Consider the following 25,910-nt stretch of genomic DNA (forward strand, 5'->3'; position numbering starts at 1 on the left):
TCCCGTCCCTAAAGAGGAGGCCTTTCCATAAGCGAACTCACGCCCACTAAATTTCGCGCCGCATCAATCGGAACTCTTAGGACGTAAACGGCGTTATCTGGTCCAATTTGTCACCAGAATGGGTGATTTTATTATCGCTGCGTTAACAACCTGATTGCACGTTGCAGGCCCATACAATTTTGTAAGGGCTCATCTGTTGCGAGGAAGCGGCCATGGGGCGATCCGCCGGTGTTGTACTCGATAACCGTTCCGGCAAAACGGCGAGAGTCGATAACCTGCTTCTGCGCCGGGCCAATCCCACGCTTGGGCTCTTTTTAGTTTGCCTTATCCCTGCAAAGTTCTGGACCGCCGCCTACTTGTTCGTGGCCCATCTGCACGACATTTATTTAAGCTTATCGGTGGTGTTGGCCGTAGGCGCAGGCATCGCAGGGTTCCTGGCGCTTGTCCTCAGCGGACTATGGCGGATGCGGCCTTGTACCGTTGAAGGTCCTTAATCATCAGCCCCACGTGCAACGGATACGTTGGCAGGTTCGCTTCTGCCCCCCGACCTGACAGTTGGCCGGAACGAACTTGCACACCCTGCAGGAATACGAGGATATGCAGCCCCGAAAGGAGCCACCCTTCTTGTAGTTGCACTTGAGGATCGTTTGACAATCCCTGCCGGGATTGATCGCTCCGCCCGGCCCCTCCTGGGCCAGAGCGGAAACGCCCGAAAAACTGAGCGCTACGACTGCTGCAATGATTAATCCGGCTCTCTGCATCGCCTTAGCTCACCTAGATTGCCGCCAATATGCGGACAGTCTCAGCGAGAACGCAGCGCTAGACAATCAGTTGCGTATTTCTTGGTAGACGGACGAACAAGCGACGTGCCGCCATAGCCAAAGTGGGTTGGGTCTCACTCCGCGGCGAGCTGCTTCGAAGGCTGGACCAACTCCATGTAATCTTTCAACAAAGTCTCCGAGATGGTACCAGGTGTGTACTTATATTCACCGATTTCAGAGACTGGCGTCACTTCTGCTGCCGTGCCCGTAATGAAGCATTCGGAGAAAGAACCGAGCTCTTCCGGCTGAATATGGCGTTCGATCACCTCATACCCGCGCTTCTTGGCGAGGCCGATAACGGTGCGACGCGTAATGCCGTCCAGGAAGCAATCCGGCGTCGGCGTGTGGATCACGCCATCCTTAATGAAGAACACGTTTGCTCCGGTGCACTCGGCGACGTAACCACGATAATCGAACATCAGAGCGTCGGCGTAGCCTGCGCGCTCGGCGCGGTGTTTCTCGATGGTGCAGATCATATAAAGACCTGCCGCTTTAGCCTTGCACGGGGCCGTCGCAGGGTCAGGACGGCGATATTTCGCGAGGGTTAGCCGCAAGCCTTTGAGCCGCTGCTCCATCGGGAAATAAGAGCCCCAATCCCAAGCGGCTACGGCTAGGTTAATGCTATTGTGTTGAGCGGAAACGCCCATCTGCTCGCTGCCACGCCATGCAATGGGGCGCAGATAGGCTTCAACGAGATTGTTTGCCTTCATCACCTGACGGCAAGCTTCGTCGATCTCAGCAACAGAGTATGGAATTTCAAAATCGATAATGCGGGCACCTTCGACCAAACGCTCAGAGTGCTGCGTCAATTCAAAGATCTCGCCACCGTAAGCGCGAATACCTTCAAAGACGGCGCTCCCGTAGTGCAGCGCATGGGTGAGGACGTGAAGCTTGGCGTCGCGCCAGTTGATCAGCTCGCCGTTGAACCAAATAAAGCCATCACGATCATGGAATGGGACCAGAGCAGCCATTTTGAGGTTTCCTCGAAGGTGTCTTGAATGCGACCACAACGCAACGAACACTGGTGCCGCTCATCGGCGCAAGGGCCTCGGGCATCAAACAGCAAGTTGCGTTCGCCATTCTGGCGCTTGGGATGGGCTTATTTCAAGGGTGTTCACCCCCTGAATCGGTCTCATAATTCCGCGCTAAATGGACTTGCCAGAGGTATCAATTGGACGCAAATATGTCAACATGACTGACATAAATGATCCGGCCCCCGTCGAGGCATCCAGTCTCCCGGCCGATCAACTACAAGAGAACCCTGGCATGGACGATGCTGACGCGCTGCAGCGCGAACGTCTCATCGCCTGTATCGAGTTGTTATTTTTCGCTTATCGTGACTTCACGGGCGATCCCGATGTCGTGCTCGAACGCTATGGTTTCGGCCGCGCGCATCACCGCGTCCTCCATTTCGTTCACCGCAATCCAGGCTTGCGCGTCGCCGATCTCCTCGACATTCTGAAGATCACAAAGCAGAGCCTAGGACGGGTTCTGAAACAGCTGATTGATGAGGAGTTCATTGCACAGAGGGCCGGAAAGTCCGACCGGCGCCAGCGTCTGCTCTTTACAACGGCGAAGGGTGCGAAGCTGGTGGATCGGCTTACCGAACTGCAATTGGTCCGCATCCGTTCTGCGCTCGATCTGGCGGGTCCAGGCGCAGATGAGGCTGCCCGGCGTTTTCTTTTTGCCATGATTAGGCACGAAGACCGGGCCAAGGTGGAAGCTTTGATCCGGTCGCACACTGGATCAAAGGCCATTAAGTCTACGTAAGCGGGGCCGACAGATCGGAGCTCCCATGGGGAACCCAATGAGACCAATCGGTGACGAGACGTTGCCGGACGATGCGCCGCATGTGTTGGTTATCGACGATGATCAGCGCATTCGGGATCTTTTGGCGCGCTACCTTTACGAGAATGGCTTCCGCGTCACGACGTCCAAAGACGCCGAAGCGGCGAAAGCCGCCATGCGTGGCCTATCCTTCGACCTGGTCCTTGTTGACTGGATGATGCCGGGCCAAAGCGGGCTTGACCTTGCCCGTGAATTAAAGGCGACGAAGGACATTCCGATTTGCATGCTCACGGCCCAGTCCGATCCCGACCACCGGATTACAGGACTAGAGGCCGGCGTCGACGATTACATCCCCAAACCCTTCGAACCGCGTGAGTTGCTGCTACGTCTGCGCAACATCATTCGCCGCGGGCATGCTCCCGGCGTGCCGGGGGATGAAGTCCGGATGGGGGCGTATGTGTTCCACGTTGGACGTGGAGAACTCAAACGCGACGATGAGAGCATCAAGATCACCGAGCGCGAACGCGAGTTGCTGAGACAGTTTGCGAGCCGTCCGGGTGTTCCTATCCCCCGACATGAGCTATCGAACGACGACTCGACGGGCAACGAGCGGGCTATCGACGTGCAGATCAACCGTCTGCGAAGAAAGATTGAAAACGACCCCTCCAACCCAGTCTATTTGCAGACGGTACGCGGCAAGGGGTATATCCTCTACACCGACTAACACTTGACGCGCACTCATCCGAATTTGCAACGTCGACCGGCGGCACTCCGGAGACGAAATTTGTGTCATGGTGCCCACCGCGCCTGAACTTTTTTGAAGGGCCCCGCGTAACGCTTGGAAGAAAGGGGGGAGTTATCGCATGACGTTCCTCCGCACAGCTTCCGGAGCTCCACCTCGTATTAGATGGAACCGCTTCCTGATTAGCATCACGGCGTGGTTCCGGTCGCTGCGGGAGCTTGGCGCGCGCCGGCTTTCGGATGTCGTGCCGAAGGGGCTTTATGCCCGCGCCCTCATTATCATCATCGCGCCTATCGTCGTGCTCGAAGGTGTCGTCGCCTTCGTCTTTATGGAACGTCACTGGCAAGCCGTGACGCGGCGCCTTTCCGAAGCGACCGCGCGTGACGTGGCGGCCCTCATAGAGATCTACGACAATTATCCTTTCAAGGATGGGCACGGACGTCTCGTCGAAATGGCGCGGGACCGGCTCAACCTATCCATGCAGATTCTACCCGCAGGCGATCTGCCGGCCGCCCGTCCTAAGCCGTTCTTCGATCTGCTAGATCGAGCGCTTTCGCGCGAGATTAGCCGGCAAATCGATCGGCCGTACTGGATCGACACCGTTGGCAATTCTCGGCTCGTCGAAATCCGGGTCAAGCATGACAATGCCGTGCTGCGGTTCGTGGCCACGCGAAAACAAACCTACGCTTCGAACTCGGAGATATTCCTGCTGTGGATGGTGGGTTCGTCGGTGATCCTCTTGACGGTCGCCATCATGTTTCTGCGCAATCAGATACGTCCCATCGTGAAACTCGCGGAAGCCGCCGATGCGTTCGGCAAGGGGCGTCCCGCACCAGCGGACTTCCGGCCGCGCGGCGCGCGTGAGGTACGCCAAGCTGCTCTGGCGTTCATGGAAATGCGCGAACGCATCATGACGCACGTCGAACAGCGCACAACGATGCTCGCGGGTGTCAGCCACGACCTGCGCACGATCTTGACCCGCTTCAAGCTCCAGCTTGCGTTTCTCGAAGACACACCCGAAGTGCAGTCGCTACGTTTCGACGTGAACGAAATGCAGCATATGCTGGAAGATTATCTCGCGTTCTCTAAGGGCGACGGTGGCGAAGAGGCCAAACCCTCCAGTCTCAAGAAAATGCTTCGAGAAGTCTGCGACGAGGCCGAAGTGTTAGGTGTCGACATCTCGTTCAAGATGCGGCGTCGCAAGAAGGATATCGTGCTTCCTCTCAAGCGGCACGCGTTCAAACGTGCGATCACCAATCTCGTTTCGAATGCGAGCCGTTATGGAACTTGTGTGGTAATCCGTGCAGCCACGGAGCGCCGTTGGGTTCGCATTGAGGTTGATGACAATGGACCCGGTATTCCGGAGAACGAGCGCGAGAACGTGTTCCGTCCATTTTATCGTATCGACGTCAGCCGCAACCAGGATTCGGGGAACACGGGACTTGGTCTCGCAATCGCGCGGGACATTGCACGCAGCCACGGTGGCGATATCACCTTAGGCGAAAGCTCCATGGGCGGCCTGCGCGCAATCATCAGCGTGCCGCTCTAAAGTCACGGCGCCTCTGGCTGCGGTGGCTGGGGTGCCGTCCCAGCCGGCGGAGCGGACGTTTCGTGCTCCCTGCCTGATTTATCCTTACGCCGCATTGCCGAACGGAATATCCCGCCCACGCGACCGACAAACCCTGCCGCGTCCTCAACAGTCTCCAAAGCACGCTCTCCGCGCCGCAAACGACGATCAAGCACGGCCATCGTTCGCGCGAGACCAGGGTCGTCATCCTCAAGCCACGTCCGCAAAACCGATGCGTAGAGAGTCGCGAGACCCGCCACGCGCAAAGACCCTCTTGCGCCATCCGTATTGATGCCAGCTGCCTGCAACATCCAGGACTGTGAAGCGAGCGACGGTGCAAGCAAAGATGGCTCAAGCCCCACACCGTTCATGATCGAGCGAACAGCCTCTTTATGCGGTTGCAGCGCATCGAACCGGGTCATCAGGACTTCGAACAACGCATCCCGATGTGATTGTCCCTTTTCCATCGGTGGTATCTTGGTCAGAACCTCATCATCGATGCGCCGGGTGAAGGCCGCGATAATGTCGGCTTTGGAGCTGAAACTGCCACGCAGCTCAACCAAGTTCGACCCCGCGGCCTGAGCAATCTCGCGAAGGGAGATTTCACTCCACGGGCGCGATACGGCGAGACGCAACGCAGCGTCGATTATCCGATCCTTGTAGGTGTCTGGATACGCTCCGGACTGGCTCATGTCTGCGCTTTCTCCAAGATTCAAATTACTCATGAGTTAGGAGCGTGCCGGCTCAATTGCCAGAGGCGCGGCATATAAGATTCAGCTCGGACTTACCGGCGGCTGGGAACCACTTCGCCATCTTCCTTGGTGAAGCTGCCGATATCGGGGTTGTCGAGAAGATCAAGAACTTGCTCGGAAGGCCGACATAAACGCACCCCCTTGTCCGTCACAACAATCGGGCGGTTGATGAGGATAGGGTGTTCGATCATGAAGTCGATGAGTTCGTCATCGCTCCACTTCGGATCGTCGAGGCTCAATTCATCATAGGGCGTTCCCTTGCGGCGTAACAGGTCGCGGACGGGAATTTTCATGGCCGCGATGAGTTCAACCAACCGTGCCCGAGACGGTGGGTCTTTCAAGTACTCAATTACCTCCGGCTCCGCGCCGCTGGCCTGTATCATCGCCAGCGTGTTGCGCGACGTTCCACATTTCGGGTTGTGGTAAATCGTGACCGTCATCTCTATCTCGCTCAAAATGGCTGAAGGACAGCTCGGTGCGCCTACTTAGCATGGAGCCGCCGCCTGCCTAGGTGATAGAGAGTTGACGGCCTTCTTGCTAGCCTGCGAGTTCGCGTCCGCGTTTCACCGCGGCGGCCACAGCGGCCTTCATCAGCGGCTTCAAGCCGTCATCGGCCGTCAAGACTTCCAAAGCTGCCGCAGTCGTGCCCCCGGGAGAGGTCACATTCTTACGCAATGTCGCGGCATCGTCATCCGCCGCTTCAAGAAGACGGCCGGAACCGGCGACGGTCGCACGGGCGAGGCGCGCGGAGAGTTCAGCATCGAGGCCCGCAGCGATGCCTGCGTCCGTTAGCGCCTCTACCAAATAGAAAACATATGCGGGGCCGGAACCTGAGACCGCAGTGACCGAATCCATCAAGGCTTCGTCTTCGATCCATGCCACATCGCCGACTGCGCGCAACATCTCCTCGGCAATCAACTTCTGGCTTTCGCTGACGTGCGCGTTGGCGCAGCAGACCGTGATCCCGGCACCGACGGCCGCCGGTGTGTTGGGCATGGCCCGGATCACCGCAGTCCCCGTCGGCAGGTGCTGCTCGAAGCTCGCGATCGTTCGGCCAGCGGCGATGGACAGCAAAAGCGTGTCAGGACCGGCCAATTGCGCCAGTCCCGGCATCACCTTGTCCATGATCTGCGGTTTGACGGCCGCGAGAATGACCGATGGCGGAGCCTCAAGCGACGTGATCGCGGGTGCGCAGCGTACACCCTCGCGTATCACAAAGTCCTGCACCTCAAGCGATGGTGCGGGATCCTGAATAATGACCTGGAACGGCTCAAGTCCCGCCTCTAACAAGCCGGAGAGCATGGCGGTCCCCATCTTGCCGGCTCCGGCAATCAACAACGGTCCTTCGAGGGCCAAAGTCATAATGAAAAGCTTTCTACGGCTGCGATCGCCGTCAGGCTTGGCCTTCAGTCTCGAACATTGTCGAGATCAGAGCCTCACGGCTCTCCTTGCCTGCCCATACGACGAACTGGAACGCCTGATAGTAGCGCTCACAGCTCTCGAGTGCAGCCTGTAACAGCGCTTCACACTGCATCGGGGTGACAACCGACCCATTCAGCAGCAGGGCATGACGGTACATCACCAGACCTTCCTGTGTCCAAAGGTCGAAGTGGCCCAGCCAAAGCTGCTCGTTGATCTGCCCCACGAGACGGTACATCTCACTGAGGCGCGTATCGGGCACCTTAAAGTCAAAGGCGCAGGCAAGATGCAGAGCTTCCAGATCATCGCGCCAATTGAGCGAGATGTGATAATCCGTCCAGGTTCCTGAGACGATCAGTGTCAGTTCATCGTCGCCGGTGCGATCGCAGGCCCACTCGTGACGTCCCGCCAGTTGCTCGACAAGGTCGATGGGGTTCGTCACACGATCGTAGCCCAGCTCAGAAGATGCCATTCTTTTTCCCCAAATTGCGGACGCGTGCCGCGCCATATGTGGTCTTCAGTCTGCCCCGGCCCTCACCGGAGCTCGTCGCGCGGCGTCACGAAAGCATCTGTCGTGCACGAGTCGCAACCAACTGAACACGAGTGTCCACGGTCATGATGGCGAGCCCCCGACATTCGTGGGGCAAGTGCCGTCAGATTCCGGAAAACTGTTGAAAACGCGTGGATATTTAGCCAGAGGCACTTTCTGGCACTCGACATCTTCCGGGTACGCCCCTCATCCCCGGCGAGTCACGTTCGATCAGCTCGTTTGACCGAGCTTAGCCTCAAGAGCGGCAATACGTGCTTCGAGCCGTTCGTTCTCTGCTCGCGCCTTTTCCGCCATGGCTCGTACAGCCTCAAACTCCTCGCGTTGAACGACATCCATCTCGCGAAGAATCTTTTCGCCTTGGGACCGAGCCATCGTCTCGAACTCCTGCTTGACGCCTTGCGCTGCGCCGGCCGCATCGTTCATGAGCTTGGCGAGATCGTCGAAGAGGCGGTTTGATGTTTGCGTCATGTTCGGTCCTTAAGAATCAACACGTGTGGGCGCGTTACCGTCACCACACACGACAAATGTATCTGGGGAATGACTATGAGCCCGCTGCCCCGCGCGTTCAAGCCTCGCACAGCATGTCACCTTGACACTCGCGGGGCTATGTTCATCCCTGGCGTCCAGCTTTCCCCGCGCAGCCAAGGATTCACATGAGTTTGCTCGCCATTTCTTATCCGCAGATCGACCCGGTGGCACTTCAAATCGGACCCATCGCGGTCAGATGGTACGGGCTCGCCTATGCTGCAGGGCTGATCCTGGGATGGGTCTATATCAAACGGCTAGTCGCCAACGCGTCGCTCTGGCGTGATAACAAGCCGGCGATGACCGCCGATGACGTCGATGAATTGCTGTTGTGGGTCGCTGCGGGCGTCGTTGTCGGCGGCCGACTTGGCCACGTACTCTTTTACGAGCCATCATATTATTTTGAGAACCCGTTACAGGTGTTCGCGATCTGGCGTGGAGGCATGGCCTTCCACGGTGGCCTCCTGGGCTCAGGCCTTGCGATGTTTCTTTTCGCGCGCCGGAAGGGGCTTGTCGCCCTATCCGTCATGGATGTCGTCGCGGCGGCCGTTCCGATCGGCTTGTTCTTCGGGCGTATGGCCAATTTTGTGAACGGCGAAATCGTGGGCACGCCGACCGACATGCCTTGGGGCATGGTGTTTCCAGGTTGGGGCGAAGAGCCAAGGCATCCGGCCATGCTCTATGAAGCGGCGCTTGAAGGCATCGTTCTCTTCCTGATCCTGCGTTTCGTGACGCACAAATGGATGGCTCTGAAACAGCCAGGACTGACCACGGGTATCTTTCTCGTGGGCTACGCCGTGTTCCGCATCTTCTGCGAATTCTTCAAGATCATCGAATACCGCCAATTCTCGCCTGAGTATCCGATCACCAAGGGTATGGTGTACTCCATCCCCATGCTGCTCCTTGGCATCTGGTTCATAATGCTGGCGCGCTCCAAGTCACGGGCCTCTACGTGAACTATGATCCAGATGCGCGACGCGATACGCCCCTGTCGTGCAATCTTATCGCACGGATAAAACGCGACGGGCCGCTGACTGTCCGACAATACATGACGGCGTGCCTGCAGGATGCCGATCATGGATACTACCGGCGGCGAGAGGCGATTGGCCGGACGGGCGACTTCATAACGGCCCCCGAGATCAGTCAGATTTTCGGCGAACTCATTGGGTTATGGAGTGCCGTCGTCTGGCAGCAGATGGGTGGCCCGTCCAGAATTAACCTGATCGAGTTGGGGCCAGGTCGCGGCTCCCTCATGCGCGATGCTTTGCGTGCACTTCGCCTTGTGCCCGATTTCCTCTCCGCAGCGAACGTCCATCTTGTAGAGAGTAGTGAAACGCTCCGCGCCGCGCAGACCGAGACGCTTGGGGCAATAGATTTACCGATCAATTGGCATCCTCGCCTGGAGGACGTTCCAGAAGGGCCGACGATCGTCATTGGAAATGAATTCCTCGATGCGCTTCCCGTTGAGCAGCTGATCGCGACGCCGTCGGGCTGGCGCTGCCGTTCGGTCACCGTAGACGACTTGGACCGACTGCAATTCGGCGAAATCGCTTTGCCTCCCAGTGGCCGGCTCGATATTCCAGTGCATGCTGAGAACGCGCCTGCGGGAAGTATCCTCACCGTGCCTAATTTCAGCGAACTTTCCGCTCCGCTCGCCTCACTGGGCAAGAGCGCCCCGCTCGCAGCTTTGCTGATCGACTATGGTCATGCGGCATCTGAGATCGGTGACAGCTTGCAAGCGGTGCGAGACCATCATCACGAACATCCCCTCACCTCACCTGGAGAAGCCGATTTGACGACGCAAGTCGACTTCGAGGCCGTTCGCACCCAAATCACTATGAGTGGATCTGAGAACGCCGCCGACCCGACTCTGGTTGTTGATGGTCCTATTACGCAGGCAGAATTTTTAGGAGCACTCGGTATCGTACAGCGGGCGTCACGTCTCATGGCGGCAAACCCCATTGAAGCAGGCAACATCGAATTGGGTGTCGCACGGTTGTTGGCTCCGCAAGGTATGGGTACACGCTTCAAGGCATTAGGCGTACGTTCCGGCAGGTTGCCGACGCTTCCCGGCTTCTGAACACAATCACGGATTGTCTCAACCGAGACACCTGAGGATCATGGACCTCGACATGCTGACCCCATTGACCGCAGATACGCTGGACGACGTCGCCGGTATTCGTCACGGCTTCTTTACGCGGGACGGCGGTGTTTCAGAGGGGCTCTACGCCAGTCTCAACTGCGGCTTCGGCTCACGTGACGACCGTGAGGCTGTTGCTGAGAACAGATCTCGCGTTGCTGCGCATCTTGGTGCCACCCATTCGCATGTTCTGACACCATATCAAGTCCACTCCGCCGAAGCCGTCATTGTTGATCAGGTCCTTGCACCGGAAGACATGCCGCAAGCTGATGCACTCGTGACGTCTGTGCCGGGCCTTGCGATTGGAATTTTGACCGCCGACTGCACCCCGGTCCTCTTCGCGGACCCACAATCGCGGGTTGTCGCGGCAGCCCACGCGGGCTGGCGTGGCGCCGTTGGAGGCATTCTCGAGGCGACGGTCGCTAAAATGGAAGAGGTTGGCGCCCAACGCGATCGAATAATCGCGGCGATTGGACCGTGCATTCACCAGAATAACTATGAAGTAGGCGATGACTTCGAAGCAAATTTCACATCCACCCAAGACGACAACCTTCGTTTTTTCCGGAGATTTCCTGGGCAACCTCTGCCTTACTTCGATTTGCTTGGCTATGTCGCTTCAAGACTTGGGGCGCAAGGCGTAGGCACCATTGCCTTGGCCACTGCGTGTACCTACGAGAACGAATCGAAATTTTTCAGTTTTCGGCGCACCACGCACAGAGGTGAACCTGACTACGGGCGTCAAATCTCTGCCATTCTCGTGGCATAAGTGCATTATCCACAGCTGGACTGTGCGTAACGACCCGTTCATTAGCCGTACGAACAGGTTAGAGCGCCGGGGGTCTGGACGGCATGTTGGCGTGCAGGTTAAATCGGTGGCTAATGTGTACCGGTTATAGGAGTTTTAGGCCGCAGGGTTTGTACGCCGGCCGCCGGATGATCAGTGGATCATAAAGGGGGACGTCGTCGTGACGACCATTACTTTTGCTGCGGCGCAGCGCGCTACCAGGGATGGCGCGCAACGCGCAAGGCGACCGTTTACGCTGGCGAGCCTTGCTGCGGTTTTGGGCTTTGCACTTGCTGGCTGCGGGACCACCGCCACAGATATATTCTCAACCGCCGGAGGCACGGCGGTCGCTCCTGAGCAAGCCGCACCGGCCTCTGCGACACAGGGCACTAAAATTGCCATCGCACCGGTTATTGGCGCACCTGATGGTGTAGCTAAACAATTGCAGGCGCAGCTCGGCACCGCGATGCAGCGTAAGCAGATCGCTGTTGTCAACTCTCCGAGCGAGCCATCGCAATACACGCTGCGCGGCTACGTCGTGTCCGCTCGTGAAGCGAGCGGCACCAAAATCTCGTACATTTGGGACGTGACAGATCCGGCCGGAAAGCGGGTTAACCGCATTACCGGCGAGGAACTGGCTCCGGCAGGCTCCGGGCGTGACCCATGGGAAGTCGTAACTCCGCAAATCCTAGAGACGATTTCGGAAAAGACCGCGACTTCGCTGGCGACTTGGTTGCCAAGCCAGGCTTCGAATTCTCCTGCAATCGCGGGTAACGCAAGTGCCCAGCCCATGGCTACCGCCAGCAACGGCGGGGCAATGGTGCAGACTGCAGCAGCAACGACATCCGCGACACCCCAAAATGCGGCGGCTACGACCGGAAGCATTGGCCGTGCAGGGGCTGTGAGTGCGATTGTCCCGAGTGTGACTGGAGCCCCTGGCGACGGAAGCGTTTCGCTGACGAATGCGCTGCAGAAGCAGCTCACCAGCAATGGCGTCGCACTGGCCAGTGCCGCTTCGCCTCAGACCTATCGTATCGAAGGTAAAGTGAAGGTCGGCGCCGGTACCGGGGGTAAGCAGCCAATTCAAATCGATTGGCGCGTCAAGGATCCTGCCGGCAAGACGCTCGGCACGGTGTCCCAGAAGAACGAGATACCGGAAGGTTCTCTGGATGGCTCTTGGGGGCAGACCGCAGACGCAGCAGCTGCAGCAGCCGCACAGGGCATCCTGAAGCTGCTTCCGCAAACAAAGACGAACTAGGTTCGGCGCCCTCGGCCTTGGCACATATTTCGGAGATCCCCCTCCCCGGATAAAGCGCTAGGCGTCTGACGATCGAACCGATAGCCCGGGCTGGATGACGAAAGTCACCTCCCGGGCTTCTTTCTCTGTGAACAGCAGCCCGAGTTGCGAGTTTCGGACGGTATCTCAACTCTTTGCTCAAAAAAGTTCATTATTCGATGGGTTCGTTGCTCGCACGGTGTTTACATTAGCGGGTGCCGCTTGCTAGAGACCTGTCATCGAATTGTCGTGGAGTGCCCTAGTGATGTCCTTCGATGCGCACTCAGGTGGTCGTCCTGACGGCCTCCCTCTCAAGCTCGTCGCCGGCAACAGCAATCGTCCCCTCGCGGAAGGTATCAGCAGCTATCTCAACGTGCCCCTGGCCAAGGGGCAGGTGAAGCGTTTTGCTGACATGGAAATCTTCGTCGAGATCCAGGAGAATGTTCGCGGCCAGGATTGCTTTGTCGTGCAATCGACGTCGTTCCCGGCGAACGACAACCTCATGGAACTCCTGATTCTCATCGATGCCCTGAAGCGCGCATCGGCGCGGCGGGTCACAGCAGTCATTCCTTACTACGGCTATGCGCGTCAGGATCGTAAACCCGGTCCGCGCACGCCGATCTCGGCTAAGCTCGTCGCCAACTTAATTGAACGGGCCGGTGCAGACCGCGTTCTTACTCTCGATCTGCATGCTGGCCAGATCCAAGGTTTCTTCGACATCCCGACGGATAACTTGTTCGCGGCACCGGTCATGGTGCGTGACATCGAGAAGAACTACGAAGCCGATGACCTCATTGTCGTTTCGCCTGACGTCGGCGGCGTGGTGCGTGCCCGGGCACTGGCTAAGCGCATCAACGTTCCGATCGCGATTTGCGACAAACGGCGTGAGGCCCCCGGCAAGTCGGAAGTGATGAATGTGATCGGTGAGGTCGAAGGTAAGCGTTGTATCCTCATCGACGACATTATCGATTCCGGCGGAACGCTGTGTAACGCAGCTGAAGCTTTATTGGCGCACGGCGCGACTGAAGTCATGGCCTACATTACGCACGGCGTCTTGTCTGGCGGCGCCGTCAGCCGGATCAAGAATTCGCGGCTCAAATCGCTCGTGATTACGGATTCTATTTTGCCGACCGCTGCCGTTCAGGCGGCCGCCAATATCCGCGTTCTTCCGATCGCGGCCTTGATTGGTGAGGCAATCCTGCGGACGAGCCGCGAAGAAAGCGTCTCAAGCCTGTTCTATTGAGCAACGCAGTTTTGATGCCTCGCGCTAATTGGCGATTCTATCCGTAAGGACTGGATGCGGGGTTTCCGGCCCCGTCAGTCCAAATGTCGCTCGGCAGCGACCTGTGGCGATGGCAGACCCGGTCGTGATCCGGATAGGTTATTTTATCGACTGGTGCACGGCTCCCTACGACCAAGCAACGCGTAGCGGCCTCTCCGCGGTTTTCGAGGAAGTGCCCGGTAGGATCTCCTGCCCGAAACGTTGCGGCATAGCCAGGCTTCAGGAGTGTTTCCGTATCACCTTCGACCAGCGTGATTTGACCTTCCAGCACGAACACCATTTCGTCCTCGGCGCTGTGCCAGTGCTTTATCGATCAGCGGGAACCGGCCGGTAATATCTCTATAAACGCGCCGAACTGCGTAAGACCTCCCGCTTCACTGATCCACAGCGTCTGGTTTGGACCGCATGGATTTTCCGCAGATCCTTCTTCCACTATCATGCGATCCGGTGTGACGACGGTCATAAGGGTCCCTTGGGGTCGGCACTAGTTGTTGATCGCATCAACACGTTAGCCACCTGAGATTGCGGTCAGGAGGTAGACGTCGGAATTCTCCGTCAACGGCGTGTCCAACAATGCCCTTTCGCCACGCACAAAGACATTGATGTGACGACGAATGCGGGGTGTTGAATCACACAATCGGTCGCGCATTCCTGGCCAGCGCTCGTTTAGCTGGTCAATCAAGTCACGCACCGTTGCGGCGCGCAACTCTACGCGCCGCGGTGCTCCTGGGAACAAGTTCACCAATGCCGGAGCAAGTACCGCCGTCACACTCGGCGGTACGTCAGGAACCTGTGTCAGGGATGATCCTGGATTTGTCATCTCACATAGCCTCTTCGCGAAATTTAATTATGCGTCGAGGACGACCGTCTCCACGGAATGGATGGCGGGGAGATAGTCAGAGAGGCAATTCCAGCTATCCCCTTCATCGGCACTGGCGAACAGTGCTCCACCGCCAGTGCCGAAGTAGACGCCAGCTGGTTCGAGGCTATCTGTGGTCAATGCTTGACGCAACACGCCGAAGAAGGCGTTGGTTTGCGGGAGACCATCGCGAAGCGCCTGCCACGTGCCACCACTGTCGCGTGTGCGCCAGACAGCCGCCTTACCGTCCGGCATGTAGCGTCCGGCGATGTCGCCATTCAGTGGCAGAAGGAAAAGGCTGTCCGGATCGCGTGGATGGGCGGCTGCCGGGAATCCAAACGATGATGGCAATCCCGCCTCGATACTTTCCCACTGCTGGCCACCGTTCTCACTCCGGTACATCCCGCAATGGTTTTGCTGATAAAGCCGGTTGGGCATCCCTGGGGCCATAACCAGGGAGTGAACGCACTGACCAAGTTCAGGGTAGCGCTGATCTTCGGGGAGGTAGTCGGCGCGGGTGCCCTTATTGCGTGGTTGCCAAGTCTCACCACCATCCGCGGTGTAGAATACGCCTGCCGATGAAATCCCAACCCAGATCTGTTTGTCGTCTTCGGGATGGAGAACAAGAGAGTGCAAAATCAAGCCACCGCCGCCCGGATGCCAATCTTGGCGAGAAGGATGGTTACTTAGCCCTTCGATATGCGTCCACGTCTGGCCTCCATCTGCGCTATGGAACAACCCTGCTGGCTCGACGCCCGCGTACAGCCCACCGGGTCCAATCGCCAGGCTCCACACGGCTTTCACGGGCTCTTCACCCTCCTTATAAGCGAGCCCCTCGCTCGAATGGGTCCAGGTTTTTCCCTGGTCTGTCGATTTCCAGACTGCAGGTCCGAACCACTCGTTACCTCCGCCGGCATAGATCGTTCCCGTCTTGGGATCGGCGATCACGTGGTTGATAGGCCAAGTATCGCAGAATGGCCCGCGGAGCTCCCATGAGCGCCGCGACGCGTCGCTTTCCAGAATGAACGTTCCCTTCTTGGTTCCGGCCAGAATAAGGACTTTCCTCGCCATTTACGCGCTCCCGTTGGTTGAGGGCCGGCATCGCGGAATGCCGCAGCCAAGAGCCCTAGACAATTTGGGTTGATATCAACATTATTGTTTCATGTCAAAAATCGATAACCTGCCGTTTTCACTCACCTTGGAAGTCCGCGATGCGTGCCTCTGCCTGCACGTACGCCGTGCAGCAAGAACGCTGGCGCGCCGCTATGACGAAGCACTGAGACCCGTCAACCTGACCAGCGGGCAGTTCTCGCTACTGATGTCGCTTAACAGGCCGCAGCCCCCGACGATGGGGGACGTTGCGTCAGTACTCGCGCTGGACCGCACAACTCTAACCGCCAACCTCAAGCCGCTTGTGCGGCGGGGGCTCGTAGACATGAGCGCCGATGAGACTGACAAGCGGAGTCGTCGGATGACGCTTACGGCCGCCGGCCGCGATGCCCTTATTGCTGCGATGCCCCATTGGCGCGCCGCGCAGGAAGCAACCGCAGAGCTCCTGCAAGACCGCGACGCCGAGCGTTTGTGCGCCGATCTGCTGAAGCTTTCTTAATAGAAGCAATCTAATTGCCGCTCTCAAAAATCGCTGTCATTCATGTGGTAGTTCGGGGGATCGTCAAAGCCTTTTTCTTTAATCGGCTGACCTATGCCCGACGCCCCGTCGCATAGGTGGATCCATTGTCAATCAACGCCTTGAACACCATTCTTCCGCTGTTCGGAGTAATGTTGGCCGGCTACCTTTTTGAGCGTTTTCGCATTCTGAAACGTGGTAGCAGCGAGATACTCAGTGGTTTTGTTTTTCTGGTTTCCCTGCCCGCGTTGATATTCATCTCGCTCGCGCGTGTTCCGGTCGGCGAGTTCTTCAACTGGCCATTTCTCGGTGCTCTAGGGGGCGGCATGCTGGCGATGTTCGCCATAAGCTTGCTGATCGCACGCACTGTTTTTCCTGAGAGCCTGACTGCCAACGGGCTGCATGCGCTCGCCGCAACATTCTCCAGCACCGGCTATGTCGGACTGCCGCTTGTCTTAATTGTATTTGGGGAAACGGTACTCGTACCGGGCATCATCGGTGTCGTTCTGCCCGTCGCGCTCCTCATGCCTTTGGCGATCATCATCGCCGAAGCCGACAAGTGTCGCGATGGGGGACGCATTCTCCAAGCTTCGTTGCGCGGTCTCATTCGAAACCCCATGATCGTTGCAACCATCGCAGGCCTTTTAGTTTCCTGGTCTGGGATTTTCATTCCCGAGGCTATTGCAAATGGCTTTCAACTCCTTGGGGATGCATTCATCCCGTGCTCGCTCTTTTCGGCAGGGCTTTTTATGGCCGGCGCGACGGTCAAAGGGGAACGCGTGGAAGTTGGCTGGGTGGTCCTTACCAAACTCGTTTTGCATCCACTCCTTACGTTCTGGCTCGCCTACTGGGTGCTTAAGCTGGAAGAACCGCTGGCCGCGATTGCCGTCATTATGGCTGCGGTCCCCACAGGAGTGACTGTATTTATTCTCGCGCAACAATACGGTGCATTCGTTGCCCGTTCGAACGCCGTTATCGTTGTTTCAACAGTACTTTCTCTTGTGACACTCACCAGCCTTATCGCGATCCTAGGCCGTTGAATTTCAGTTCAAATCGAACAACTTGCTCTTCGCTGAATATTTTTTTGAACCTTTTCCGCTGTCGCCCCGACGAACTCTTCAACAGCGCAATGTCGCGCCGTTTAAGTGATCGAAAAAGGAGACACGGACATGTTGAGGACCACCGTTTTTACTCTCGCTCTCGCTTTAGGTGTCTTGGCTTCAGGCTCTGCAATGGCCAAGAAAGTCTGTACAAACACCTACCATCCGGACGGCACGCGCTGCACATTCTGCTACTACACAACCCAGCCTGGCAGCGGCAGCACGAAGTGCATCAAGATTAAAGCGCCCTCAGGCTCCAGCTCTTCAAACACCAAATCCCCGACCGGTCTTAAACTCGCTCGTTAAAGAGCTGTGGCGTCTGGCCCTCAAGCGGGTCCACGCCCCTCAAACTATTCAGTATCTTGACAAAAATTTCGCCTCCGGCGGCTAAGCCGGAGGCGGTGCTCGTTCCCTTGCCAAGCGCTTATCAACTGCCGAAGAGGTAAGGACTGCCTCCTTATCTTCCGGCTGGATCGGAAATTTCTGGCGGCGGTCCACCATCCGCATCGGCTCCCGCGCAGCCACCAAGAAGCACGGCCGCCAGCAAGCTGGCCACTAAAAGGCTCACACAGGTTTTCATGGCTTTATGTTTCCACGGGTCCCGGCGCCGACAATCGGCCCCGGCCGGACCTCAACAGCGCCCGAATCTCTCCTTCAGGCGCGGATTTTGAGACGCCTCGATTGCGGCTGATCGATGGCTAACACCATTTCCGTTATTGCCCAGTGTTTGCTCACGGCTCAAGCTAGGTCACGCGCTTTTCTAGTTGGCTCACGTTCGCGTCATGACTTAGTTGGGGGAGTTGGCATTTGCGGCCCACGGTGTATCGATGAGCGAACACATACGGGGAGCCGCCGCCCATGCCGGACAATATCTCTACGCTTATCGCGGTTATTGCTGTCGTTGCGATTGCCAGCATGTGGCTCAGTCCGCGAGCGAAGACATTTCTTTCTTTTTATCGCGGCCACCATCCTGATGGCAGAACCCCAGGTGTCGTGGCGCTGACCCTGTCCCAGGTCACAACCTGGATTTTTGCCCGGTCAATTCTCAACGCGGCAATCCTTGGGTACGCTTTTGGAATTGCGGGTGCGCTCTCCTATACCGCCTATTACCTGTCATTTCTGACCGGCGCCTGGATCATTTCCAGTCTGCGCTTTCGCAACGGCTTCGAAAGCGTGCAGGCCTTTCTCCAAGCCCGCTTCGGCAGTGTTGGAACGTCCACGTACAATTTCGTTATTGGCGTTCGGTTGCTCTCAGAAGTGTTCGCCAATTTGCTGGTGATCGGGCTTATCTTCGGAACCGACGGGTCCGTGGCTTATGTCGCTTCCATTCTGCTCGTCGGCGCCGTGACACTGGGCTATTCACTCGTGGGTGGGCTCAACGCTTCGATCCGAACCGACGTATTCCAAATGGCGGTATTTCTGATCGCGCTGGCTCTTCTCGCCGGCATCGCTTTGTCAACCGGAACGTTCGACATTGCAGCAGTCACGGCCTCCTCTGCCGATATGACCAATCCCGGCTGGGCATTGTTGGCGGTCGCTTTGCTGCAGGTGTGGAGCTACCCAATGCACGATCCGGTTATGATGGATCGGGGCTTCATCGCCGACCGACGCACAACTATGGCGAGCTTCTACCATGCCGGTTGGATTTCCATCCTATGCATCCTCGCGTTCGGCCTCCTCGGCGTGTGGTCCGGCCTCTCAAAGGCCGAAGGAGAGGCCTTTATTCCAACCCTAACGCGGCTCATCGGCGACGGGCCAATGCTCGTGTTCAACGTTGCGCTGGTCGTGTCTTGCATGTCGACGATCGATTCAACGTACTCCAGCGCGGCAAAACTGACGGTTGTTGACATGCGGCTTGCGCGACCGACGCTCGCCAATGGACGCAAGGCCATGGCGTTGTTCCTGCTCGGCGGTCTCATCATGGTGTTCCTTGGATCCAAGGACCTGTTCGCCGCGGTTGCTGTATCGGGAACAGCTTCTATGTTCCTTGCGCCAGTTGTGTTTTTCTCGCTCTGGGGCGGGTATCATAATGTCCCGGTCTGGAGTTACCTCACCGGGTTTTTCGCCGCGATGACTGCGGCTGCGCTCTATTTCACAGAGTCTTCGGGCTACTCTAATATTGTCGCTTCACTGACTGGGTTCGAACACAAATACTCGGTCCTCCTGATCCTTTCGGCCGCGACGTTGATCATTGGCTGCGGCGCGTTTGCTCTGGGGCTTGCCATGGGCGGATCGCGCGGTGACCTGCGCACCGCCGGAGAAACCTGATCCACGCGTTCCTCTCTACTGAACGAAAAAGGGCCGGTCGAACCGGCCCTTTGCATTACTTCTTGCGCGCGTTCGTTTAGCGGTTCCGGCTTAGAAGAGGCGTAATTCGCCGGATGGTCACGCGCCGATTTCTGCGCTCCGGTTCTGGTGTCTCAACCAGCAAGTATTCCTCACCATATCCCTGTGTCGTCAGGTTTTCGGGGGGAATGCCGAAATCTTCGCTCAGGACAATCGCGACGCTTTCGGCACGACGATCAGACAATGTGAGATTGTCTTCATCCTCGCCGACGGCGTCCGTGTGTCCTTCGATCAGGAAGATCTCATTCGGGTTCCGATCCAGAGCGCGATTGATCGCCCGCGCAACCTCTTCCAGGTGGTCGAGCGCTTCGTTATCAAGCTCCCACGAACCGAACTCAAAGTTGACCGTGTTGAGGTTGACCGAACGCATTCTGGCGCGCAGCGGATAGTTGTAGCGCACCTCATCAAGCGAGTATTCACGCTCGATATCGACGACCGGCGGTGCAATCAGCGTGTCATACAGATCGTCTTCCGAGGCCCTATCGGCGTCCACAACATAGTAGCGGCGCTCAATGTTCACCCGCGGCATGGTGAGGTCTAAAAGGAACCAGAGCACGTTATCGCCACGCCGATCCGGCCCGTGACGGTGATGGCGACGGTTGTCGATAAGCACAACTTCGCGGCCGTCACGTCCACGCCGGACGCGTCGCAGCAAGCGACCGTTTTCATCTTCGATGGTAATGATTGTAACACCGTTGGGGCGTGTGATCGTGGTGATCCGCTCGCCGTTGCGCCGGCGGACATCGACATTGCGTGCATTGCGGCGGAAGCGATCGGCATCATCGTGACGGATAATCGTGCGCCGGCCTTCGCGAATTATGCGACGGTTGCCCGGTTCTTCAATAACTACCCGACCACCCTCGCGGCGCTCTTTACGCTGGCGTCGAATTTCCGAGATATTACCCTCGCGACCTTTGCGGCCTTCGCTCGGTCCCGCGCGCCGCTGTTCGCGCTTTTCCCGACGCTCATCGCGTCTATCGTCCTTGCGATCGGCACGATTGCGCTCGCGGTTCTCTTGACGATCGTCGCGTCGCTCTTCCTTACGCTGTGCACGATCCTCTTTGCGCTCGGCTTTATTCTCGCGCTTTTGTTCGCGATTGTCCTGACGATCATCCCGCCGCTCTTCTTGGCGTTGCGCGCGATCCTCTTTGCGCTCGGCCTTGTTCTCGCGCTTTTGTTCGCGATTGTCCTTACGGTCCTCTCGTCGTTCTTCCTTGTGCTGTGCGCGATCTTCTTTCCGCTCGGCTTTTTGGTCGCGCTTGCGTTCTTTGTTTTCCTTGCGATCGTCGCGTCGCTCCCGCTTACGCTCTGCGTGATCGTCCTTCTTTTGCTCGCGTTTTTCCTTGCGTTCAGACCGTTGCTCTTGCTTGCGTTGTTGCTGCTGCTTTTTCTTTTCTTCCTGAGCCTTTTGGTTTTGTTTTGCGCGTGGATGAGGTTCATCACCGCTTCCTGCCTGCGCCAAAATAACTGGATTGGAGACTGGGACAGTTGTGTCAGCAGCCTGAATTGGCAGTGGCCAGGCTACAGAAAGGCTGATGGCGCCTCCCAACGCCATGTATTTCGCACGTGTTGTAGTGCTCATTATTTTATTCACTCCAATGGCTGCATAGTTGTTCATACCCGGCGGAACCTGCCCAACGCATGGCGGAACAAACCGTTGCAATCAAGGCGAATGCGTGTTGCCGATTGTATATCGTGCGTTGCCAAGGGGTCCCCATGCCGTTATAAGCCAGTCTTCTCACTTAAATCGTGTGAGACGCGTGACGGCACCCTTGGAGGCCGCACAGCGTGTTTGGGGCCCAATCCAGGGCCCCTCTTAGCATTTGGAGACGCAAGCTAATGGCTACATCGACCGTTGAGCTCGATGCCTTGGCGCGCCCGCGTGTTGGCAAGGGGGCCGCACGCCAGGTTCGTCGCGAAGGTAGAGTTCCCGCCGTAATCTACGGCGACAACAAGCCACCCGAGGCTATCGCCCTCGACTATAATGAAATCTGGAAGCAATACCTGAAGGGTCATTTCACCTCGACGGTATTCAAGCTGAAGATCGACGGTGAAGAGCGCCTCGTCATTCCACGCGACATGCAGCTCGATCCCGTGCGTGACACGCCGGTGCACATCGACTTTCTGCGCATTGGTAAGGACGGCTTGATCCGTGTTCTCATACCGGTCCGCTTTATCAATGAAGCGCAATCACCCGGTCTGAAGCGCGGCGGTGTCTTGAACATCGTGCGCCACGACGTTGAAGTCTGGTGCCCCTACGACAAGATCCCAGCTGCTTTCATCATCGATCTTGCTGGCGTGCCGATCGGTCGCTCGATCCACGTTTCTTCGATCAATATGCCTGAAGGCGTAGTGCCGACCATCACCGATCGCGACTTCACCGTCGCTACTGTGGTTGGTCGCGGTAAGCAGCAGGCAGAGGAAGACACAGAAGCTACCACTACGGCGGAAGCTGCTGCACCGGCTGCTGCTGCTGCTGAAAAGAAGAGCTGATGTGCTGCTAGAATTCGGAGACAGCGCAGGAGCTTAAGGCTTCCGCGCTGTTCCTTCGGCGATCCTCATGAGATGTCGCCAAGCCATCGGAAGGCCTCATGAAGCTTTTTGTCGGCCTCGGCAATCCCGGAGCAAAATATGAGCGCAACCGCCATAACGTCGGGTTCATGGCGGTCGACCGCATTGCTGCGGACCATGGGTTTGGCGCATTTCGTCGCCGCTTCAAGGGACTCGTAGCGGAAGGGACGATTGCAGGCGAGCGCGTCCTTATTCTCAAGCCTGACACATATATGAACGAGTCCGGGCGAGCTGTTGGCGAAGCCGCGCGTTTTCTGAAGATTTCAGAAGCAGACATCGTCGTGCTTTACGACGAAATCGACCTCGCGCCCGGCAAACTCAAGGTCAAAACCGGCGGAGGGAATGCCGGACACAACGGATTGCGCTCGATTTCGGCGCATCTTGGCAATGACTATGTGCGTGTGCGGATCGGCGTGGGCCATCCGGGCCAAAAGGAGCTTGTCGCGCACTATGTGCTGCACGATTTCTCTGCTGCTGACCGGGATTGGCTAGACCCGCTCCTCGAAGCCATTTCGAAATCCGCTGGCCGTCTGGCTAAAGGAGATCAGGCCCGCTTTCTCTCGGAGGTCGCGCGCGCCACTTCGGCCGATGAGGCTTCGAAGGCGGCCGCCCCCTCACCATCTGACGTTCCAGATGCCGCATCTGAACTCAAGCGGCCTACGTCTAAACGGCATCCCTCAGGCGAACGCATGTCAAAGCGGCAGAGCGCGCTTGCGGAAAATCTTCAAAAGTGGCTCAAGGGACGCGACCCGAACCGGAGCTGATATTCCAAGGCTCCCCCCTTAGCGCCGGACGCAAAAAGAACATTCAAAGGACCGGATAAATCATGGGCTTTAAATGCGGTATCGTCGGTTTGCCCAACGTCGGCAAGTCGACCCTCTTCAATGCGCTGACCCAAACGGCGGCAGCTGAAGCGGCGAATTATCCGTTCTGCACGATCGAACCCAACGTCGGTGAAGTCGGGGTTCCCGATGACCGGCTCCAGAAACTTGCGACAATCTCCAAGTCGCAGCAGATCATCCCGACGCGGCTGACATTCGTCGATATCGCCGGACTTGTCCGAGGCGCCTCTAAGGGTGAAGGTCTCGGCAACCAGTTTCTGTCTCATATCCGCGAAGTCGATGCGATTGCCTACGTGCTGCGTTGCTTCGAGGATGACGATATCACCCACGTTGAAGGCCGTATTGATCCGCTTGCCGACGCAGAGACGGTCGAGACAGAGCTCATGCTTGCCGACCTTGAGAGCTGCGAGCGGCGCACGCTCAACCTCGAAAAACGCGCAAAATCCGGCGACAAAGAAGCCAAGGCGCAACTCGCGGTTATTGACAAAGCGCTTGAGTTGCTACGCGCCGGCAAACCAGCGCGCCATGCCGTTCTGACGGACGAAGAACGGCGCGCGTTTGAAATGCTGCAGCTGCTGACAGCCAAGCCGGTCCTCTATGTCTGCAACGTTGATGAGGGCTCGGCTGCGGATGGCAATGCCCATTCCCAAAAAGTGGCCGAAGCCGCTGCCGAACAAGGAGCTCAGTCCGTTGTCATCTCGGCAAAAATTGAATCGGAGCTTGCCGGGCTTGAAGATGACGAGCGCGAAGCTTTTCTGAGTGACCTCGGTTTAAAAGAGCCCGGCCTCAACCGCCTGATCCGTGCTGGCTATCGCCTACTCAATCTTGTTACCTACTTCACTGTTGGGCCGAAAGAGGCTCGCGCGTGGACGATTACGGTGGGAACCAAAGCTCCGCAGGCTGCCGGCGTCATCCATACTGACTTCGAGAAGGGCTTCATCCGAGCCGAAACGATCGGTTACGACGATTACATCAGCCTCGGCGGAGAAACCGGGGCCAAGGAAGCGGGCAAAATGCGGCTTGAGGGCAAGGAATACGTCGTCAAAGACGGCGATGTGATGCACTTCCGCTTCGCCAACTAGGGTCTTTGCTCGCCCGTGTGCTTCTTATCGGAAAACCGGTTCCCACTTTTCCGGAAGCACTCGGACCGGCAATCGCTTCCTCAAGCAGGTGTTTTGTATTCATCGATCGCACGCGCCAGATTTTCGTAGATCTTTTGATTGCGCGATTGGGCGATGTTGAAGCGGAGGTATTCGTTTGCGCTTCGCGACACGCTGAAGACGTTGCCGGGTGCCAACGCGATACCTTCTCGCGCTGTTTGCCGCGCGATTTCGGTCGCATCCACGCCTTTCGGCAATTTTGCCCATAGGAATATGCCGCCTGCCGGTTCCGTCCAAAGCTTCAACCCCGTCTGCTCAATCTGTCGGCGAACAACAATGGACGTCCGGCCAAGGCGCTCCCTTACGCCCGCGACATACCGGCGATAACCGCCATCCTGCAAGACGTTGTGGACGAGTTGGGCCGACAGTTCATTGCTCGTTACTGCGATCGCGAGCTTCAGGTCACGGAGCCCTTCTAACCAATCCTGGCGACATGCGATCCAGCCACATCGACAGGCGGCCGACATGATTTTCGAGAAGCTGCCGACATGGATGACGCGGTCGAGCTGATCCAAAGTTGCCAGGCGCGCTGATGGCGTTTCCTCAAAATCGGCATAGATGTCATCTTCGAGGATGGGAATGTCGTACTGCTCAGCGAGCTTTAAGAGCTGATGCGCTGTTGCGGGGCTGAGCGTCGCGCCGCTCGGATTATGGAGCGCGGAGTTGGTGATGTAGAGGGCGGGCCGCTCGCGTTCGGCGGCGGCGGCAAAAGCCTCAAGATCTGGGCCTGTTCGCGTGTACGGGATACCGACAATGTTTGTACGCTGCACTCGCAAGTTGTTGAGTAAATTGAAATAACCAGGATCGTCAACAAAGACGGTCTCCCCCGGCTTCACCAGAAAGCGAACGATCAAATCGATGGCCTGCGAAACGCTGTCCGTCAGCATGATCTGACTCGGAACCGCTGCAATCTCTCGACTGGCCAGAACGATCTGAAGCTGATGCCGGAGCGGCGCGAATCCGAGGGGCTGACCGTAACCGACCAGCTGTGCGTCGGCAGAACGGGAGATTTTGCGAAGGGAACGGCGGATACTATCTCCATCCAGCCAGTCATCCGGCAGCCAGCCACAACCTGGCTTCAGCATGGACGGATCGTCCTTGAGCGCCTGACGCATCATCCACAGAGGATCCACCTCACGTTCGCAAGGTTCGCTCGCGTCAGCTAGCTCAAGCGGCGCTGTTCGGCTAGCGACAAAGAAACCAACTTTGCTGCGAGAGCTTACCAAGCCGCTCGCAACAAGACGGTCATAGACCGTCACGGCGGTAGATTTTGATATGTCATTCTGTTCGGCGAAGCCACGCACAGACGGCAACTTATGACCAGTCGGCAAACTCCCGGACTGTATCATCTCGGTAATGCGCGACACTGCTTGGTCGGCGAGCCGTCCCTCTCCTCTTGTTAGTTCCAGCCGCAGCATCTGTGCTTTCCATTGTACCGGTACAGTCTTTTTGTATTCCCGAAATCTGTACCTGTCCAGTGCAACACAGATCGGGAATGTTCGGCCCGCTCAAGTAGCGGAGACGAGCATGTCAGAACTAAGCAAGACCCACACTCATCCAGCGCATATCGACGCTTCTGGTTGCGCTTCATCGCAGCGCGGACTGTGCTTCAGGCTGTCCGCAGCTCTCCAGCGTTGGTATCAGCGCCGTCGTCTGCTTCGGCTCGACGAGCGCATGCTGCGCGATATTGGGCTCAGCCGGTGTGATGCGGAACGGGAGGCCGCAAAGCGCTGGAGAAAATAGCCTCCCGGGCAAGTTC

Annotated in this window: 27 protein-coding genes; 16 read left to right on the top strand and 11 right to left on the bottom strand. The window is 57.5% G+C overall.

The genetic code is table 11. The features are described 5' to 3' along the window. The first annotated feature begins 212 nt into the window (after window positions 1–212). Window positions 213–494 (top strand): hypothetical protein, encoded by a 282-nt coding sequence (locus K5845_RS10530; RefSeq protein WP_046479223.1) that lies wholly within the window; start codon window positions 213–215, stop codon window positions 492–494. A gap of 401 nt (window positions 495–895) precedes the next feature. Here K5845_RS10530 and K5845_RS10535 read toward each other — a convergent pair whose 3' ends face one another. Next, on the bottom strand, window positions 896–1,792 hold the full coding sequence (locus K5845_RS10535; RefSeq protein ID WP_046479224.1) for a branched-chain amino acid aminotransferase: 897 nt from the start codon (window positions 1,790–1,792) through the stop codon (window positions 896–898). Between the two features lie 220 nt (window positions 1,793–2,012). On the opposite strand from K5845_RS10535, the gene K5845_RS10540 reads away from it, so the two are divergent. The 3 genes from K5845_RS10540 to K5845_RS10550 all read left to right on the top strand — a co-directional run bounded on the left by K5845_RS10540 (window position 2,013) and on the right by K5845_RS10550 (window position 4,900). After that, entirely contained in the window at window positions 2,013–2,591 is a 579-nt protein-coding gene (locus K5845_RS10540; RefSeq protein WP_090229380.1) for a MarR family winged helix-turn-helix transcriptional regulator, read from the top strand. A 37-nt stretch (window positions 2,592–2,628) separates the two neighbouring features. Beyond that, the gene (locus K5845_RS10545; protein WP_082101105.1) at window positions 2,629–3,333 is read left to right on the top strand and encodes a response regulator; all 705 of its coding nucleotides are present in this window, start codon (window positions 2,629–2,631) and stop codon (window positions 3,331–3,333) included. 139 nt (window positions 3,334–3,472) lie between these two features. Beyond that, window positions 3,473–4,900, top strand: coding sequence for an ATP-binding protein (locus tag K5845_RS10550; protein WP_082101104.1), 1,428 nt, complete (start codon window positions 3,473–3,475; stop codon window positions 4,898–4,900). 2 nt (window positions 4,901–4,902) lie between these two features. On the opposite strand, the gene K5845_RS10555 is transcribed toward K5845_RS10550, so the two are convergent. From K5845_RS10555 to K5845_RS10575, 5 genes are all read right to left on the bottom strand, one after another. Then, on the bottom strand, window positions 4,903–5,610 hold the full coding sequence (locus K5845_RS10555; RefSeq protein ID WP_287958952.1) for a TetR/AcrR family transcriptional regulator: 708 nt from the start codon (window positions 5,608–5,610) through the stop codon (window positions 4,903–4,905). A 92-nt stretch (window positions 5,611–5,702) separates the two neighbouring features. Continuing rightward, on the bottom strand, window positions 5,703–6,110 hold the full coding sequence (arsC, locus tag K5845_RS10560) for an arsenate reductase (glutaredoxin) (protein ID WP_287958953.1): 408 nt from the start codon (window positions 6,108–6,110) through the stop codon (window positions 5,703–5,705). 97 nt (window positions 6,111–6,207) lie between these two features. Further along, window positions 6,208–7,032: a pyrroline-5-carboxylate reductase gene (proC, locus tag K5845_RS10565; RefSeq protein ID WP_046479227.1), complete on the bottom strand. Its 825-nt coding sequence runs from the start codon at window positions 7,030–7,032 to the stop codon at window positions 6,208–6,210. A gap of 31 nt (window positions 7,033–7,063) precedes the next feature. Next, window positions 7,064–7,561, bottom strand: coding sequence for a type III secretion system chaperone family protein (locus tag K5845_RS10570; protein WP_046480679.1), 498 nt, complete (start codon window positions 7,559–7,561; stop codon window positions 7,064–7,066). 288 nt (window positions 7,562–7,849) lie between these two features. Next, window positions 7,850–8,107 carry an accessory factor UbiK family protein gene (locus K5845_RS10575; RefSeq protein ID WP_046479228.1) on the bottom strand — a complete coding sequence of 86 codons (258 nt, stop codon included), beginning with the start codon at window positions 8,105–8,107 and terminating at the stop codon, window positions 7,850–7,852. A gap of 185 nt (window positions 8,108–8,292) precedes the next feature. On the opposite strand from K5845_RS10575, the gene lgt reads away from it, so the two are divergent. The 5 genes from lgt to K5845_RS10600 all read left to right on the top strand — a co-directional run bounded on the left by lgt (window position 8,293) and on the right by K5845_RS10600 (window position 13,607). Further along, window positions 8,293–9,120 carry a prolipoprotein diacylglyceryl transferase gene (lgt, locus tag K5845_RS10580; RefSeq protein WP_046479229.1) on the top strand — a complete coding sequence of 276 codons (828 nt, stop codon included), beginning with the start codon at window positions 8,293–8,295 and terminating at the stop codon, window positions 9,118–9,120. After that, a complete protein-coding gene (locus K5845_RS10585) occupies window positions 9,117–10,244 on the top strand; it encodes a class I SAM-dependent methyltransferase (RefSeq protein ID WP_287958954.1) in 1,128 nt (375 codons plus the stop codon). The genes lgt and K5845_RS10585 overlap by 4 nt, the downstream gene beginning before the upstream one ends. A 40-nt stretch (window positions 10,245–10,284) precedes the next feature. Further along, window positions 10,285–11,070: a peptidoglycan editing factor PgeF gene (pgeF, locus tag K5845_RS10590; RefSeq protein WP_287958955.1), complete on the top strand. Its 786-nt coding sequence runs from the start codon at window positions 10,285–10,287 to the stop codon at window positions 11,068–11,070. 199 nt (window positions 11,071–11,269) lie between these two features. After that, entirely contained in the window at window positions 11,270–12,346 is a 1,077-nt protein-coding gene (locus tag K5845_RS10595) for a hypothetical protein (protein WP_287958956.1), read from the top strand. A 283-nt stretch (window positions 12,347–12,629) separates the two neighbouring features. Continuing rightward, entirely contained in the window at window positions 12,630–13,607 is a 978-nt protein-coding gene (locus K5845_RS10600) for a ribose-phosphate pyrophosphokinase (protein WP_046479231.1), read from the top strand. A 37-nt stretch (window positions 13,608–13,644) separates the two neighbouring features. Here the strand turns inward: K5845_RS10600 and K5845_RS10605 are convergent, their stop codons facing one another. From K5845_RS10605 to K5845_RS10615, 3 genes are all read right to left on the bottom strand, one after another. Further along, entirely contained in the window at window positions 13,645–13,956 is a 312-nt protein-coding gene (locus K5845_RS10605; RefSeq protein ID WP_287958986.1) for a cupin domain-containing protein, read from the bottom strand. 198 nt (window positions 13,957–14,154) lie between these two features. Then, window positions 14,155–14,466 (bottom strand): MoaD/ThiS family protein, encoded by a 312-nt coding sequence (locus K5845_RS10610; protein WP_052743874.1) that lies wholly within the window; start codon window positions 14,464–14,466, stop codon window positions 14,155–14,157. A 27-nt stretch (window positions 14,467–14,493) separates the two neighbouring features. Further along, on the bottom strand, window positions 14,494–15,576 hold the full coding sequence (locus tag K5845_RS10615; RefSeq protein ID WP_046479233.1) for a WD40/YVTN/BNR-like repeat-containing protein: 1,083 nt from the start codon (window positions 15,574–15,576) through the stop codon (window positions 14,494–14,496). A 91-nt stretch (window positions 15,577–15,667) separates the two neighbouring features. Between K5845_RS10615 and K5845_RS10620 the strand changes: the two genes are divergently transcribed. The 3 genes from K5845_RS10620 to K5845_RS10630 all read left to right on the top strand — a co-directional run bounded on the left by K5845_RS10620 (window position 15,668) and on the right by K5845_RS10630 (window position 19,500). Further along, window positions 15,668–16,114, top strand: coding sequence for a MarR family winged helix-turn-helix transcriptional regulator (locus K5845_RS10620; protein ID WP_046479234.1), 447 nt, complete (start codon window positions 15,668–15,670; stop codon window positions 16,112–16,114). Window positions 16,115–16,239: 125 nt separating this feature from the next. Beyond that, a complete protein-coding gene (locus tag K5845_RS10625) occupies window positions 16,240–17,172 on the top strand; it encodes an AEC family transporter (protein ID WP_139165329.1) in 933 nt (310 codons plus the stop codon). A gap of 918 nt (window positions 17,173–18,090) precedes the next feature. Further along, on the top strand, window positions 18,091–19,500 hold the full coding sequence (locus K5845_RS10630) for an SLC5/6 family protein (protein WP_046479236.1): 1,410 nt from the start codon (window positions 18,091–18,093) through the stop codon (window positions 19,498–19,500). A 76-nt stretch (window positions 19,501–19,576) separates the two neighbouring features. Here the strand turns inward: K5845_RS10630 and K5845_RS10635 are convergent, their stop codons facing one another. Further along, window positions 19,577–21,160, bottom strand: coding sequence for an OmpA family protein (locus K5845_RS10635; RefSeq protein WP_244512415.1), 1,584 nt, complete (start codon window positions 21,158–21,160; stop codon window positions 19,577–19,579). A 257-nt stretch (window positions 21,161–21,417) separates the two neighbouring features. On the opposite strand from K5845_RS10635, the gene K5845_RS10640 reads away from it, so the two are divergent. From K5845_RS10640 to ychF, 3 genes are all read left to right on the top strand, one after another. Further along, on the top strand, window positions 21,418–22,071 hold the full coding sequence (locus tag K5845_RS10640; protein WP_046479237.1) for a 50S ribosomal protein L25/general stress protein Ctc: 654 nt from the start codon (window positions 21,418–21,420) through the stop codon (window positions 22,069–22,071). A 98-nt stretch (window positions 22,072–22,169) separates the two neighbouring features. Continuing rightward, window positions 22,170–22,913, top strand: a complete 744-nt coding sequence (gene pth / locus K5845_RS10645) for an aminoacyl-tRNA hydrolase (protein ID WP_287958957.1) — start codon at window positions 22,170–22,172, stop codon at window positions 22,911–22,913. Between the two features lie 62 nt (window positions 22,914–22,975). Further along, on the top strand, window positions 22,976–24,073 hold the full coding sequence (ychF, locus tag K5845_RS10650; protein ID WP_287958958.1) for a redox-regulated ATPase YchF: 1,098 nt from the start codon (window positions 22,976–22,978) through the stop codon (window positions 24,071–24,073). Between the two features lie 80 nt (window positions 24,074–24,153). Here the strand turns inward: ychF and K5845_RS10655 are convergent, their stop codons facing one another. After that, window positions 24,154–25,569, bottom strand: coding sequence for an aminotransferase-like domain-containing protein (locus tag K5845_RS10655; RefSeq protein WP_287958959.1), 1,416 nt, complete (start codon window positions 25,567–25,569; stop codon window positions 24,154–24,156). A 109-nt stretch (window positions 25,570–25,678) separates the two neighbouring features. Between K5845_RS10655 and K5845_RS10660 the strand changes: the two genes are divergently transcribed. Then, on the top strand, window positions 25,679–25,894 hold the full coding sequence (locus K5845_RS10660; RefSeq protein ID WP_046479241.1) for a YjiS-like domain-containing protein: 216 nt from the start codon (window positions 25,679–25,681) through the stop codon (window positions 25,892–25,894). Window positions 25,895–25,910: the final 16 nt, after the last annotated feature.

Source organism: Filomicrobium sp. (assembly GCF_025698805.1).
Lineage (GTDB): Bacteria > Pseudomonadota > Alphaproteobacteria > Rhizobiales > Hyphomicrobiaceae > Filomicrobium > Filomicrobium insigne.